This window comes from Dyella sp. ASV21 (assembly GCF_016428975.1).
GTDB lineage: Bacteria > Pseudomonadota > Gammaproteobacteria > Xanthomonadales > Rhodanobacteraceae > Dyella.
The window spans coordinates 25,646-40,523 of record NZ_JAELTT010000039.1 but is presented as its reverse complement, the minus strand read 5'-3'; the positions used below and the strand labels follow the sequence as shown (position 1 = coordinate 40,523).

General features: G+C 63.2%; 13 protein-coding genes. 4 read left to right on the top strand and 9 right to left on the bottom strand.

The features are described 5' to 3' along the window. Nucleotides 1-179: 179 nt before the first annotated feature. From JHD67_RS13760 to JHD67_RS13750, 3 genes are all read right to left on the bottom strand, one after another. Nucleotides 180-479, bottom strand: a complete 300-nt coding sequence (locus JHD67_RS13760) for a hypothetical protein (RefSeq protein WP_199099832.1) — start codon at nt 477-479, stop codon at nt 180-182. A 351-nt stretch (nt 480-830) separates the two neighbouring features. Continuing rightward, the gene (locus JHD67_RS13755; RefSeq protein ID WP_199099831.1) at nt 831-1,055 is read right to left on the bottom strand and encodes a hypothetical protein; all 225 of its coding nucleotides are present in this window, start codon (nt 1,053-1,055) and stop codon (nt 831-833) included. 1,425 nt (nt 1,056-2,480) lie between these two features. Continuing rightward, complete coding sequence (locus JHD67_RS13750) at nt 2,481-2,696, bottom strand: DUF3820 family protein (protein ID WP_199099830.1); 216 nt, start codon at nt 2,694-2,696, stop codon at nt 2,481-2,483. A 415-nt stretch (nt 2,697-3,111) separates the two neighbouring features. Here JHD67_RS13750 and JHD67_RS13745 point away from each other — a divergent pair, with 415 nt between their 5' ends. After that, nucleotides 3,112-3,633 (top strand): GNAT family N-acetyltransferase, encoded by a 522-nt coding sequence (locus tag JHD67_RS13745; protein ID WP_343214367.1) that lies wholly within the window; start codon nt 3,112-3,114, stop codon nt 3,631-3,633. A gap of 329 nt (nt 3,634-3,962) precedes the next feature. Further along, nucleotides 3,963-5,162: a methionine adenosyltransferase gene (metK, locus tag JHD67_RS13740; protein ID WP_199099829.1), complete on the top strand. Its 1,200-nt coding sequence runs from the start codon at nt 3,963-3,965 to the stop codon at nt 5,160-5,162. Between the two features lie 68 nt (nt 5,163-5,230). On the opposite strand, the gene JHD67_RS13735 is transcribed toward metK, so the two are convergent. From JHD67_RS13735 to JHD67_RS13710, 6 genes are all read right to left on the bottom strand, one after another. Beyond that, nucleotides 5,231-5,887, bottom strand: coding sequence for a TetR/AcrR family transcriptional regulator (locus JHD67_RS13735; RefSeq protein ID WP_199099828.1), 657 nt, complete (start codon nt 5,885-5,887; stop codon nt 5,231-5,233). Nucleotides 5,888-5,994: 107 nt separating this feature from the next. Continuing rightward, nucleotides 5,995-8,358, bottom strand: a complete 2,364-nt coding sequence (locus JHD67_RS13730; RefSeq protein WP_199099827.1) for a TonB-dependent receptor — start codon at nt 8,356-8,358, stop codon at nt 5,995-5,997. A 171-nt stretch (nt 8,359-8,529) separates the two neighbouring features. After that, on the bottom strand, nt 8,530-10,005 hold the full coding sequence (locus tag JHD67_RS13725; RefSeq protein ID WP_199099826.1) for a M20 family peptidase: 1,476 nt from the start codon (nt 10,003-10,005) through the stop codon (nt 8,530-8,532). 253 nt (nt 10,006-10,258) lie between these two features. Then, complete coding sequence (locus JHD67_RS13720) at nt 10,259-11,182, bottom strand: Dyp-type peroxidase (protein WP_343214366.1); 924 nt, start codon at nt 11,180-11,182, stop codon at nt 10,259-10,261. A gap of 105 nt (nt 11,183-11,287) precedes the next feature. Continuing rightward, nucleotides 11,288-12,028 carry a DUF2182 domain-containing protein gene (locus JHD67_RS13715; protein ID WP_199099824.1) on the bottom strand — a complete coding sequence of 247 codons (741 nt, stop codon included), beginning with the start codon at nt 12,026-12,028 and terminating at the stop codon, nt 11,288-11,290. Between the two features lie 91 nt (nt 12,029-12,119). Beyond that, nucleotides 12,120-12,884, bottom strand: coding sequence for a DUF899 domain-containing protein (locus JHD67_RS13710; RefSeq protein WP_199099823.1), 765 nt, complete (start codon nt 12,882-12,884; stop codon nt 12,120-12,122). Between the two features lie 110 nt (nt 12,885-12,994). On the opposite strand from JHD67_RS13710, the gene JHD67_RS13705 reads away from it, so the two are divergent. Both JHD67_RS13705 and JHD67_RS13700 read left to right on the top strand, forming a co-directional pair. Beyond that, the gene (locus JHD67_RS13705) at nt 12,995-14,215 is read left to right on the top strand and encodes a helix-turn-helix domain-containing protein (protein ID WP_199099822.1); all 1,221 of its coding nucleotides are present in this window, start codon (nt 12,995-12,997) and stop codon (nt 14,213-14,215) included. A gap of 10 nt (nt 14,216-14,225) precedes the next feature. Further along, a complete protein-coding gene (locus tag JHD67_RS13700; protein ID WP_199099821.1) occupies nt 14,226-14,876 on the top strand; it encodes a PQQ-binding-like beta-propeller repeat protein in 651 nt (216 codons plus the stop codon). Nucleotides 14,877-14,878: the final 2 nt, after the last annotated feature.

Sequence of the window (14,878 nt, the reverse complement as noted above, 5' to 3'; positions counted from 1 at the left end):
TGGCGGTCGCTCCGACTACGTCCTCGATGGCCTCGCGCATCAATCCCCCTTAAAGAGCTCGCCTCTACGGCGTCGCCACGAACATTACCAGCAGTTCCCCGCCTATCCGGCATGTCCGTTCTGGGTCGAAAGCGGACCCGTAGCGTTCCCCAAAATCGATTGCGCGGGCTGGACTCCGATCAATGATTCATCGCCCAGATAGCAACTACGGACAGGAACGCAACGGTGGACAGCCCATTGAGAATTGCACTGGAATAGTAAGAACGTCTTCCCGCGCGCTGTTTCCAAAACACGGTAGCAAGAAACCCGCTGAACAGCGCCGCCCCCAGCACCACCAAGGCTCCCACCCAACTTTCACCCTTAAATGAGCTCGCGGGCGCACTGGTAGCACTCACCCACAGGCTGGTCGCAACCAACAACAAAAGCCCCGAACCAAAGACGTTCATAGCCCCACGGACCGTCCTCAACACCATATTCATCAGCGTTCCTTCGTATGTAACCGTCACAGCATTAGACCAATCCGCTTTTGCTAACTGTCTGCTTTGGGTTGCGGATTCAACCGGTCAACGCAACACCCCGACACTGTGTCAGCAGAACGTGCGTTGCCATGGCATCCAGGCTGAGATTCATCGCTCGATGGCCAGCAGGCTGGAAGTGCCTTAAATCCAAGGGGTAATCTGAACTATTTGCACAGCCGGATCGTTAGAGAGGCTGCCAAGAAAGCGTAGAAGATTGATATTCCACGCAAAACGATTTCATCCAAGTGTTTGCGTTGACCGGTTGACCTGATGTCGCTGAGATCATTATGCCCGGGTCGGAAGCCGACATCTTTATCTGGCCTTAGCCACGATCAGCTCCGGACCGTCGCCTAGGCCTGGAAGTCTATCGGTCAGGTGCACATGATCAAAACCTTCAGCCTCCATTTCGACAGCCAGGTCAGTGAAGACTTTCGCAATGGCCCTCAACTCTGCCGGGCTAGCCAATATGCTCGCTTCGGAGAGCGACAACGGCGCCTGGCGCACGTCGTCCCCTTCTTCGTATCCAAACAGCTTCATGCCAGTCCCTGGCTTTGCAATTTTTGCGTCATCCGAACTGTCTGCTCCGAGTCGGAAGCAGACGTAAAAAAGCATCGAGCACATTCTCTCTCAAGGGACCACGCACGCTGATGGGGTTCGCGAAACGAAGTCAACGACAATCCCGGAGTCAGTGGGGCGCTCCTGACCAGGTGGCCTTGATGCGTGCCAAACCCAGTATTGCGTCACCTTCCCACCATTGAGTAGGCGCGCGATATCGGTTGCTCCCTGCCCGAATGGCCCAGCAGGCGACACGGTAAACGCAAAAATTGTCCGGCGGGCAGCGCTGCCCGTTCCGACGATATATCGGACGCTGTAATACAACTCGTTGGTACTAGGCAAAACACAGTGAATGCCAGTGGTCGCTAATATGGGGTCCAGGTCACCTGGTGGCAGGGGTCGAATTTGTCCTGACAGGCTAAGGGGAGCGGCCTTCTTTTGAAGCACGGCCAGCAGCATGTCGGCCTGATGCTGACTTATGCCTTGAATGCTGTCTGCTTGAGCCACGGCCATGGCACTAAACACCAAGGTCGACGCAAGAGCCAGCGTCGGAACGCATTTCATCTGACCACTCATGCGACCCGGGCCAAGATCAGTCCGCTGTGGGTCGTAAGCGGACCTCTGCATTTCAATCCCGTTCGCCCCTGACATCAGTGGCTCGCAAGGGCCACGTGCGTAAGCACAGCGAGACTCCAAATGATAAAGGGGAAAGCAAGCCCCAAAAATATCGCATGCCAATAGCTGATCTCGCGCCTCCTCCAAGGACCACTGGCTCGGCCGAAGCTCCAAAAGAAGAGCGGGAGCAGGGCAAAGAAAAAAAGGTTCGGATACCCCAGCTGATCGGAAGCAAGACCGCCGAAGAGGAATATCACGGGGAAAATCCACGCCAGCACAAAGGCACGCCAGTGAATTCCTGCAGTTCCCAGTAGTGTCGAATTAGGCGATTCGCTCATAGGCCTTAGCCAGCTTGTTCACTTTCCCGAACGATACTTACATGCTCGCTTGCCGCAAGTGGAATTCTTTGGGACGTCCGCTATGGGTGGCGGTCGGAAATGGACGTTGCGGATGCTTTACCTTTTCCGCAGAAATCTGTCCATGAGAATAAACGCCGCCGCACCATGGACAGCCACTCCAATGGGAAAGCTCGCGAGAAAGGCGATGAAATTGAGCGGAGACCCTTCGTATATCGGGTGCCCTGCCGTCCCTATGTTGCCCAACGGGACAAACGATTGAGCCAGCGTGTTTTGCCAGAACAGCGCTCCAGCCAAGGATTCAAGCCCAGCGGAGTCCGCAACGAACGCTGCACCAAGTAGCAGGAGCGTAACCAAAATTCCGACACAGACAGCAAACAAGGCGCGCTTAACCATGGATCTCCCTTGGGTACACATCCGGTGCACACAAGTGGCACTACGTGCGCTTTCTCAATGGATCGAGCAACGACTTGAGGCCGTTATGGTCGAGTTCGAGCGCCAGTGCCAGCAGGTTTCCCAGCTCGCCCTTGGGAAAGCCCTTGCGCGCATACCATGCAAGGTACGCCCCTGGCAGGTCGGCGATAAGGCGGCCCTGGTATTTGCCGTAGGGCATGGTCATGGTCACCAGCCTCTGCAAGTCTTCCGGCTTCACTGGATGACACGCCTTGGGCGCTCGACGAGAGAACCGGCACGTCGCTTGTCAAGCTTGGTCATGCATGCCTCCTGATCCCAACCTCGGGATGCTGTGAAGCCCTCAGTATAGGCGGCACGGTCGCCTCCCGCTTGGAGATCACAGGCAGCGCAACGAAGCCATGCGGACGACCGGCGACAACGCGCCGTGTTGCATGTGCGAATGCAGGGGTGATGCTCAGAAGCACTGCTAGACCTGTCGGGCCGCCTGGCAAGCGGATTCCATTCGCGGGACTGGCGCGGCGCCGCTTGCGGCCGGCTCCGCACTGACGCACAGTCATCGCAGGCGCGCCGCACATCCCTTTTACCAAGACGGCTCGGCTGGCTAGCGCCGAGTCTCCATTTCGCAGCCACGGCTGCCATCCTCGGATAGAACCGTGAGTGATACCCCGATAGCCCCGGCGGCAAGCGACGAAGTGATGAAGCCGAGTGCGTCCGTCTCGTTGACGATACGCGAGGACGACTTGTCCAGCGCAGCAACACAGCGCTTGCTGGCATTCCACCTTGAGCAGATGCATCGTCACTCTCCGGCCGGCAGCGTCTTCGCACTGGATCTGTCGGGTTTGCGCATACCGCAGGTCACCGTGTGGACGGCCTGGCGCGGTCAGCAGATCGTCGCGGTGGGCGCCATGAAGGCGCTGGACGGCACAAGCGCCGAACTGAAGTCGATGCGAACCCACCCCGATCATCTACGCCAGGGCGCGGCTGCGTGCATGCTCGACCACATCATCGCGGTCGCTCGACAGCGCGGCCTGAAACGGCTGAGCCTGGAAACCGGTAGCGGCCCCGCCTTCGAGGCCGCCCTGACGCTCTACCGCAAGCGCGGATTCACCGAGGGCGACGCCTTCGCCGATTACCTGCCCAGTTCCTTCAACCGGTTCTTTCATCTCCAGCTCTAGGGAGGCCCCGAGCAATGTCGGATAGGCGCCATGACGGCCCGATGGGTCGCCGCGACCCAGGCACGGGCTTCCCGACGGGGCTGACAGGCGTCCGGACCGCCCCGCTCCCCGGCCGCTGCGACCGGCCTACGCTACTCTGCGCCCAGGCCGACGCCCTCCCGGGCCCGGTTTACCCCAGCTCTGGAGGGGTGGAAAGCCGTCCAAATGGCTGAATCGGCATGAAATCGTCATGTCCAACCCGCAAGCTGAGGCTGCAAAGCGGGGGGAGGCCGTGTATCATGCGCCACCCCCTTTCATCTTTCTATCCGTAAGGAAGGATATATCCCGCGATGAGCAATTTCCTCTTCACCTCCGAGTCGGTTTCTGAAGGCCACCCGGACAAAGTCGCCGACCAGATCTCCGATGCCGTCCTCGATGCGATCATCGCGCAGGATCCGCGTGCGCGCGTGGCCTGCGAAACGATGGTGAAGACGGGCGTGGCCATCGTGGCCGGCGAAATCACCACCAGCGCCTGGGTCGACCTGGAAGGCCTGACCCGCAAGGTCATCACCGACATCGGCTACGACTCCTCGGAAGTCGGCTTCGACGGCGAGACCTGCGGCGTGCTCAACCTGATCGGCAAGCAGTCGCCGGACATCAACCAGGGCGTGGACCGCAAGAAGCCGGAAGAACAGGGCGCTGGCGACCAGGGCCTGATGTTTGGCTACGCGACCAACGAAACCAAGGACTACATGCCGGCGGCGATCTACTACTCGCATCGCCTCGTCGAGCAGCAGGCCAAGGTCCGCAAGAAGAAGAACTCGCCGCTGCCGTGGCTGCGCCCGGATGCCAAGAGCCAGGTCACCCTGCGCTATGAGGATGGCGTGGCGACCGCGATCGACGCCGTGGTGCTCTCCACCCAGCACGATCCGAGCGTCAAGCAGAAGGACCTGGTCGAGGCCGTGCGCGAGTACATCCTCAAGCCCGTGCTGCCGGCCAAGCTGCTGCACAAGGGCACCAAGTTCCATATCAATCCGACCGGCAAGTTCGTGATCGGCGGCCCGGTGGGCGATTGCGGCCTGACCGGTCGCAAGATCATCGTCGACACCTACGGCGGCTGGGCTCGTCACGGTGGCGGCGCGTTCTCCGGCAAGGATCCGTCCAAGGTGGACCGTTCGGCCGCCTACGCTGCCCGCTACGTGGCCAAGAACATCGTGGCCGCCGGCATTGCCGATCGCTGCGAAGTGCAGGTGAGCTACGCCATCGGCGTGGCTGAGCCCACCTCCATCTCGGTCACCACCTTCGGTACCGGCAAGATCGCCGACGACAAGATCGAGAAGCTGATCCGCAAGCACTTCGACCTGCGTCCGTACGGCATCATCAAGATGCTCGACCTGATCCACCCGATGTACCAGCAGACCGCGAGCTACGGCCACTTCGGCCGCACCCCGCAGGAAGTGAAGGGTCCGGATGGCAAGGTCTACTCCACCTTCTCGTGGGAAAAGACCGACAAGGCCGAAGCGCTACGCGCCGATGCCAAGCTGAAGTAAGCATCGCTTGCTTCACACCGAAAACGGGCCGCGCAAGCGGCCCGTTTTCTTTGGTGACGATGCGCTCGCTAGGCCGGCCGTGGCGGTTGCCGCCGCGCGTCCACAAAGCCCGCCACCAGCTCCACCACGGCGTCTTCGAATTCGGGCGTGACCAACATGTGCTCGTCGCGCTCCAGGCCCGCGCGCACGATGCCCGCCACCGCCTGCGTAAGCACAAAGGCATCGGTGGGCGACAGCCGCACCACGCCTTGCGAGCCATCGGCCACCTCTCCCGCAGCCAGCATGGCCGCCAGCGTGGTGACCGGGCGATCCATGTCGCGGTGAGTATGGTTGCGCCATGCCAGGTCGAACATGATCTTGCGCGCCCGTTGACGCCCATCGAAGGCATGCAGCTCGGTGCGCACCACGATGCGGATGCGATCACGCAGGCTGAGTTTCTCCGCGCCGCGCGAGGTGAGCGCCTCGGTCATGCGTGCCAGGCGGCGATCGCGCTCGTGGCGCGCCAATGCGTCGAGAATCTCCTGCTTGTTCTCGAAGTACTGGTAGAGGGTGCCCACGCTGAAACCCGCCGCCGCCGCGAGGCGATTGGTACTGAATGCGCGCAGTCCGCGCTTTTCCAGCAACTGGATGGCCGCCTCCAGAATCAGCTCCCGCGTTTGCCGCGCACGTGCCTGGGCCGGCGCACGCCGCTTGGGCACGGGTTTGGGTTGGGATTCACTGGCCATGCAACACAGCGGGGCGCGAGGGTGACCCGTGGAGGCTCCCCCATCGCCCGCTGCAAGTCCAGTCCCGTTCCGCATGGCTAAGCCTGTCCGGCGTGGCCGGATGCCGATCAGAAGTTGTACTTCACATCGATGCCGACCGTGCGCGGCGGCGCCGTATAGGCCTCGCCGAACGGTGCGTAATAGGTCTGCAGGCCAGTGGAGATAAAGGCGAGCTGGTTGAACATGTTCTTGACGTACAGATACGCCGACCAGCGCCCATTGGCGTCCTCCACGCCCAGGCGGCCGTCCACCAGGGTGTAGTTGCCCATGCGCGTGCGCGTGGGGTCGTTCGGCCGGAACGTGGAGTACGAGCTGCCCACATAGTTTGCGTCCAGCCGCACCATGCCACCCAGGCCCGGGCTGAGCGGCCAGCGATAATCGGCGGCCACGGCACCGGTGTACTTGGGCGTGTTGGGCACGCGATCACCAGCCTGCCCCAGCACGCCCTGCTCCTCGTAGCTATTGCTGGCCTGGTCCTTGGTCAGCACCGCATCGATGTAGTTGAAGTTGGCGGTGAGATCCAGCCCAGGCACCGGGCGATACAGCATTTCCCACTCCAGCCCGCGCATGCGCGCCGCGCCCGCGTTGGTGATGAACTCCGAGGTGCCGTCCAGGGTGATCGCGCTGACCTGCATGTTGTGCCAGTTGATCTGGTAGACATCGGCCGTGAGGTAGAGCTTGCGGTCGAACCAGTTGGACTTGATGCCCAACTCGTAATTCCACAGGGAGTCGGCCTGGTAGGTGGTGAGGTTCACCGGCAGGTTGATCAGCTGATTGGCACCGCCCGGACGCATGCCATCGGCCGCCAGGCCGTACACCATGACATTGGGCGCCAGGTCGTAGGAGATATTGAGCTTCTTCAACCAACCGCTCTGGCCGGCGCTCACCGTGGCGGGCGGGATAGTGCCGCCACCAATCAACGGGAAGTTGAAGTTGAGGTCGGTATAGCCGGTGATGTCCTTGTTGTAGTTGTAGTAACGCAGGCCACCGGTGATGTTGAGCGCCGAGGTGACATGCCAGGTGGCTTCGCCATAGGCGGCCTTCTGCCGCAGGTCATCGGCAATATGGCGGCGAAAGAAGATCTGCGACGGCGACGGCGCCGCGCCGGTGGCCGCATCCGCGTAGGTGTATTCGCTGAACAGGCTGCTCTTGCGCTGTTCTTCATACAGGCCGGCGGTCCAGTCCAGCGTGTCGTTGCTCTTGGAACTCAGGCGCAACTCGTTCGACCAGTTGGTGGTATGTCCGGGGTAATACAGATACGAGGGGATGTACTGATCGGCGTTGTACACATGGCCCAGACCCAGCTCACCCAGCAGGTACTTGGCGTACTGGAACAGCGGCGTGGCGTCCTGGTTGTAGAAGCTGGCGCGATCGAAATACGAGCTGATCACGCTCAGCGTCGCCCAGTCCAAATCCGCTGTGAGGGTCACGTTGGAAATCTTGGTGTGGTCACGGTAAGGCACCAGCGTGGCGATTTCCGAGCCGTAGCGCGAAGGCAAGTCCACCGGGTACAGCGGCTGCAGCGCCCAGCGTTCCGGGTAAGGCGTCCAGAAATTAGGTTCGGCGTTGGTGATGTGATCGGAGAAGCTGGCATCCAGCGTCACCTTGTCGATGGGCTGATAGCGCAGCATCACGCGCCCGCCGCCTTGCTTGGCCTCGCCCACATGCGTGCGGCCCAGCACCACGTTATCGATATAGCCACCCGTGTCCTGCTTGTCCGCCACCACGCGCACGGCCAGCTTGTCCTGGATCAGCGGAAGATTGAACATCGCGTTGGTCAGCCACGAGGCGCCACCGCCCTTGGTCACCGCGTAGCCAGCCTCGACGCTGCCATCCACGCGATCCAGCTCGGGCTTGTTGGTAATCAGGCGGATCGCACCACCCATCGAACTGGCGCCGTACAAGGTGCCCTGTGGACCGCGCAGCACTTCCACGCGATCGATGTCGAACAGGTTGAGATCGGGCTGGTGACCGCCGGCATCGTTAGTGGTGCCCACCGAACCGGTGATGGGTGTTTCGTCCATATAGATGCCGGTGGTCGGCTCGCCCGCCGCGTAGATGCCGCGAATCGAAATGCGCGACTGTCCCGCGCCGGCATTCTGCACGCTCACGCCCGGCGCCATCTTCAACATGTCGTTGATGGTCAGCGCGCCGCTGTCAGCCAGAACTTCGGCGGGCACCGCCGTGATGGCAATAGGCGTCTTATCGATGGCCGTGGCGTGCTTGGTCGCTGTTACGGTGATGGCACCGAGCGAGGTCGCGTCGTCTTTGGAGGGTGCCTTGCCTTTGCTGCTTACCGCTGCGTCCGGCGACGTAGCCGCTGCCGCCTGCGCATGCACCATCATCGGCGTCCATGCACCTGCCACCAACAATGCCGCCCACAGCGGATGCCTGGCCATCACCCCACCACCCTGCTTGATCACACGCACCATCGCACTCTCCCCTTTGCTGCATTGCTGTCGTTCGCGCGGCTGATGGCGCCAACGGTCAAAGACACGACTCCCCGCGACAGCATGCGCACGCATGCCGCCGAAGCAGCCACTGTGATTACTTACCGCGCGACTCGCCCCTGACGTGGCGACCCACTGCCCCGCCGCACCGCTTCAACCCGCGGCGTTACGCATAAACTGGGCGGCAAACTGCACGCAGTTCAAGTAGTCGCTCACCGGAATACCCTCATCGATACCGTGAAAGCGTTGGATCGTGGTGGGCGTGAGGTGATACGGCACAAAGCGCAGCTGTTCGGTGGATACCGGCACGTAGTGCGAGGCATCCGTCGCCGCCGTCACCAGATACGGCACTACCGGCACCCCTGGCGATACCTGCTGAATGGTTTGGCGCACCAGCTTCAGACCCTCGCCGTCGATGGGCGAGGTCGGGCTCGGCTCGTTCTGCTCCTGACCCGGCTCGATCGTTACGCGGGGGTCGGCCACCACGCGACGCACGTGTTCCAGCACGCCGGCCACCGTATCGCCGGGCAGGATGCGAAAGTTGATGGTGGCGTTGGCCACGGTGGGCAGCACGTTGTCTTTCACGCCGGCATTGAACGTGGTCTCGGCCGTGGTGGTGCGCACCATCGCATTGCCGGATGGTGTCTTCTCCAACTCACCGATCAACACGGACCCCAGCAGCCAACGATTGCGCACCGCCATACGTGCGGGAAAGGGCAGCAGCGGAGCCAGCGCGTCGAACATCGCAGTCGCCGTGGGCGCCAGCTTGGCCGGCATCTGCTTGGCTTCCAGTTGCACCAGCGCATGGCTGAGGATGCCAATGGCCGATTGCGGCGGCGGCTGCGAGGAGTGACCGCCCGCTGCCTGCACGCTGAGCTTTACCGAGACATAGCCCTTCTCCGCAATGCCGACCATGGCAAGATCGCCCGCCACGCCTGGCATCAGGCCATTCGTATAAGCCCCGCCTTCGTCCAGTACCAGCTGCGCATGCACGCCGCGCTGTTTGAGCAAGGCCACGATGGCCACCGCGCCACCTTCGCCACCACGCTCTTCGTCGCTGCCGAAGGCAAAGTAGAGGGTGCGCCTGGGTTCGAAGCCTTGCTGCAGCAACTGTTCGGCCGCCTCCAGTATGGACACCACGCTGGCCTTGTCGTCGAGCGCGCCGCGGCCCCAGATCACGCCATCGGACACCTCACCCGACCAGGGATCGCGCGTCCAGCGTGCACGCGTATCCGGATCGACCGGCACGGTGTCCTGATGCGCCATCAGGATGACCGGCGCCACCGACGTGTCCTGCCCTTTCCAGGTGATGAGCAGGCCGCCGTGGCCGACCTCCTCCACCTGGAGTGCGTGATGCACGCGGGGAAACTGCTCGGCAAGGTAGGCATGAAAGGCGGCCAGATCCTCGGTCGACGGCGGCGCCTCGCCGGTGGACACCGTATGCAGTTTCACCGCGCCCGCGAAACGCGCCACGGCCTGGTCTTGATCGAATTTGAGCGGTGTGTACGAACCCTTGGCGTCAGCCGCGGCCAACGGCGGTGTCGCCCAGGTCCGCAACAACACCACGGCGGCGACCGCCAGCACCACCAAGAGCACCAACCCGAGCGCTACCTTGACCACGTTCTTCATGCGAACTATCCCTCCCCAGGGAACTTCTCATGCCACAGGTGCGGCATGGACCACGTCTATGGCGTCCGACGTTACGGAGCCAGCGCCGGGAGGAGCAACGCGAAGATCTGAGCACCCTCGAGCGTCAACCGTATGGCAACCGCGCCTGCACGACGCCGAAAGCCCATGCGCCAAGGGCCTTAGGCCCACGCCGGGTGCCCGTGGCGCTTCCTTGAAACCTGAGCGCCCCGCACCGCTCCGGCTCATCGAGCCTCTAGAGGTCCGCCAGGAACGTCAGCGACGGCACAAAGAACAAGCTGCCGGTGACGGCCGTGCTGAAATCGAGCAGGCGATCGTAGTTCCCGGGCGGCAGGCCCACGAACATGTTGTTGAGCATCTTCTCGATACGCGCCGGCGAACGGGCGTAACCGATGAAATAGGTACCGAACTCGCCCTTGCTCACGTCGCCAAACGGCATGTTGTCGCGCACGATCTCCAACGGCTCGCCGTTCTCTTCGATACTGGTGAGCACGTTGTGTGCATACGCCGGCTTGGCGGCATCGTCCAGCTCGATGTCCGAAAGCTTCTTGCGGCCGATCATCCCCTCCTGCTGCTCCACCGGCACGGCGTTCCACCCCTTCAAGTCATGCAGGTACTTCTGCACGATCACGTAACTGCCGCCGGCAAACGCCGCATCCTCATCACCGATAACAGCCGCGTCCAGGGCGTCCTGGCCGACGGGGTTCTCGGTGCCGTCGACGAAACCGAGCAGGTCACGCTCGTCGAAATACTTGAAGCCATGCACCTCATCGGCCGTGGCGACCACCTCGCCGATGCGCGACATGATCTGGGCCGCCAGCTCGAAGCACAGGTCCATATGAGTGGCGCGGATATGGAAAAGCATATCGCCCGGCGTCGACACCGCATGGTGCACGCCCTTTATCTCGCGGAACGGGTGCAACTCCGCCGGCCGGGGTGCGCCGAAGATCCGGTCCCAGGCGTCCGAGCCAAAACCCACGACACACGACAAGCGCCGATCCGGATGGCGAAACCCAATGCCACGGAGCAGCGCTGGCATATCGCCACAAAGCGCGCGCACGAGGTCACGCTCACGCCCGTCTTGCTTGAGCGTTACCACCAGGAAGATCGCCGAATGGGTCAGCTGCGCGGTAATCGGTTGCGTCGTTACAGAAGGCACCATTCGCTCCTGGGTCGGTCTAGTTCAAAAACCCGAGGATAGTGCGACAGGGCCCCAGGCGCACCAGCCCGCCATGCGGCGTACCGCTGGTCCTTCCCGAACGCGTCACCAGACGCGGGTGGCCAGGATCGTCATGGTGGCGCCGGCAATCAGCGTCAGTGCCCCCGCCGCCCAGGCAGCACGATGGGCCGAGGGTGACAGGCGTTCCAGCGTGATGGCGGCAGTGACGCCCGGCATCACGCGCAGGTCCATCACACCGGTAACGAGCAGAATCGCCGTCATGCCGCTGCAACAGGAAACGCAGTGAAACCCAAGGCGCCATCCGTAACGCCAGGCCGAGCGCGCATCGAGCACCGTGGCGTGCTTCGCTGCGGGCATGGCGCGACAACACACCAGCCGACGCGCCTTCCACGCAGTGAACTGCAGGGCGCCAGCGACCATCACCACCATACCCGCCAACCCGGGCGCCGCACGCGCCAGCAGGGGCCACTGCATCAACGCACCCGCCATCACTAACCCGGCGACATACACAACCAACCCGAGCATGAGCCACACCAGAAAGTAGCCGGCACTGAGAAGTGCGGCGAATCCATCGGGAGACGGCACGCCCGCGGCATGGCAGGCATCGCGATAGCGGCGCAGCAGGGGCGCCAGCGAGGGGAGCATCATCGCCACCGTCATCGTCGACCACATGAACATGAAAGACGCCAGGGCACCCAGCGCACCCTGCCCGCACATGCGCAGCCAAGGCATGGACATCATCCATCCACCCGGCATGGGCATGGCGCCCATGCCGGACATGGAAAGGCATTGCGCCGTGGTCACCACCACGCATAACGCAAACACCACCCCCATCACACCGTACCCACATGCGAAGGACCATCGCGGCGCCCGGCCCGCTGCGTGAGCCTGCTCGCATGACGAGGGCTGAGGTTGCCTAGCCGGCACGGTATTCGTCATGGCGCCGCCACCAGATGCCGGTTTCATTGCGGCCTTTGGGGGCACGGTCGAGCCATTGGTACATGCCCCACAAGCCATCAAGACCACGCGCGAAGGTGGAATAGGTGTGATAGACCACGCCATCCTCCAGCGCAAAGGCGCTCAGGCCTGGCCGGTCGCGCGCATAGGTGGGAGCATTGACGCCGCAGCTGGCCGCGAACTCCACCACCGGGGCGGGCGCGGGTAGCGCATCCATCGCGTGGCCGCCGCGCTGGTAGTTGTATTCCACCTCGCCCGTGCGCTGTTGTTCTTCGGTGAACGAGACATTGAAGTCGACGTTGAACTCACCGCCACGCGCGGATGCCCAGGGAAACGACCAGCCCATCCGATCCCTGTACGCCAGCAACTTCGCTAGCGGCGCACGCGACACGGCTACGAGTGCCACATCGTGATGGGCCAAGTGCACGGCAAACCCATCGAAACCATCCGCAATCGCCGAGCAAGAGGGGCACCCCGCCGTGTAATCCGGACCAAACATGAAGTGATACACCAGCAACTGCGAGCGGCCCTGGAACAGATCGGCCAAGGTCGCGGTGCCCTTGTCGGTATCGAACAGATAACGCCTGTCGACGCGCACCCAGGGCAGTGCCTGGCGTTGCCGTACCAGCTCATCGCCGCGCCGCGTCAGGGCCTTTTCCGCCTCCAGCAGCCGCAGGCGCGCCGCCAGCCATTCCTCGCGTGTTCCCACCGTGTGCGTGTTCATCGCCGTACCTCCCATTGCCATGACGTTTGAGCCGTTCCCGATTCGACGTGCGGGAGCTAGATTAGGCGCGCCCCTCCATAGGTGGGAGTAACAAGTGTGGCGGTATTGCGATGGATTCATTGATCACGGCAGCTGCGCTTTCCCTCGCGAGCGGTGATCCGCTGGGGGCACTCAATCGCGTCGCGCTGCGCGATGATCCGCCGGCGCTTGCCTTGCGCGGCATCGCCATGGCGCAGCTGGGCGACCTGCCCCGTGCCAAGTCCCTACTGCGCCGCGCCGCACGTTCCTTTGGCCCGCACGAAGTCGTGGCCCGTGCGCGATGCGTGCTGGCCGAGGCGGAGATCGCGCTGGTTTCACGCGATCTCGCCTGGCCGGGAAAGGCACTGGAGTCAGCACGGATCACGCTGGAAACGCACGGGGATCGCGCCAATGCGGCGCATGCGCGCTATCTGGAGGTTCGCCACCTGTTCCTGATCGGCCACCTCGACCAGGCCGAGCGCGCACTGCCGCAGCTCGACAACGCTCCCCTGCCACTCGCCTCTCGGGCGGCATTCGAACTGGTGGTGGCAGGCATCGCCGCGCGGCGCATCCACGGCAAGCAAGCGCGCAGTGCGCTGGCGCGTGCCGCCTACGCGGCACGCCACGCAGGCATACCCGCATTGGTGGCGGAGATCGAGCGCGCCATCCGCGAGTTGGAGGCCCCCGTGGCGCGCATGCGCAAGGCTGGCGTGGAGTACGCCCTTCCACTCGCCGACGTGGAAGCCTTGTTGGCCTCCGACGCATGGATCGTCGACGGGTGTCGCCATGTTGTGCGATGCCAAGGCACGGTCGTCTCGCTCGAACGGCGCCCGGTCCTTTTTGCAATCGCCCACGCATTGGCGGAAGCATGGCCGGAGGATTTGCCCCGACATGCGCTGGTGGAACGCGTCTTTCACACCCGGCATGCGGACGAGTCACACCGCGCGCGCCTGCGCGTGGAAGTGGGGCGCCTTCGCCGCGCGCTCCGCCCCCTCGCCAGCGTGCTTGCGACCACGCGTGGATTCGTACTGGCACCGCACGATGCCACGCATGTATCGGTACTCACACGACCGGTCGACGAGAAGCACGCCGCCGTGCTCGCCTTGCTCGCGGATGGCGAGTCCTGGTCGAGCTCGGCATTGGCGCTCGCGCTGGCACTCAGCCAACGCAGCGTGCAGCGCGCCCTGGATACGCTGGGCGAGGAAGGCAAGGTTCAATCCATCGGCCGTGGACGTTCACGCCGCTGGATGACGCCGCCCATCACCGGAGTCCCGACAACTTTGTTACTCCCCTCCGTACTGGCCGCCGACTAGGATGTGGCCCATGAAACGATCCACCGCCCGCGTTATCCGCGAACACGGTCCCTTTCCCGGGGTTTCCCAAGTGGCCGGCGTGTCCTACGACGGAGAACTCGTGTGGATCGCCGTTGGAGAGGCGCTGCAGGCGTTCGATCCGCAGAGCGGCGCCGTGCAGCGCTCGATCCCGACCAAGGCGCACGCCGGCACGGCCTTCGACGGCCGCCACCTTTTCCAGATTGCCGAGGATCGCATCGAAAAACTGGACCCTAAAACGGGCCATGTACTTTCCTCCATTCCCGCGCCGGGTGGTGGCGCCGATTCCGGGCTCGCCTGGGCCGAGGGGTCGCTGTGGGTGGGGCAGTACCGCGAACGAAAGATCCACCAGATCGACCCCGACACGGGCGCCATCCTGCGCACCATCGAATCCAATCGCTTCGTGACCGGCGTTACCTGGGTCGACGGCGAGCTGTGGCACGGCACCTGGGAAAACGACGAGAGCGAGCTGCGGCATATAGACGCCCAAACGGGCGAGGTACGCGAAAGCCTCCAGATGCCACCGGGTCTATGGGTATCCGGGCTGGAGTCGGACGGTGGTGACCGCTTCTTCTGTGGCGGCGGCAATAGCGCGAAAGTGCGCGTGGTGGCGCGCCCCGGGCGTAAACGCCCAGCCAGCTAGCC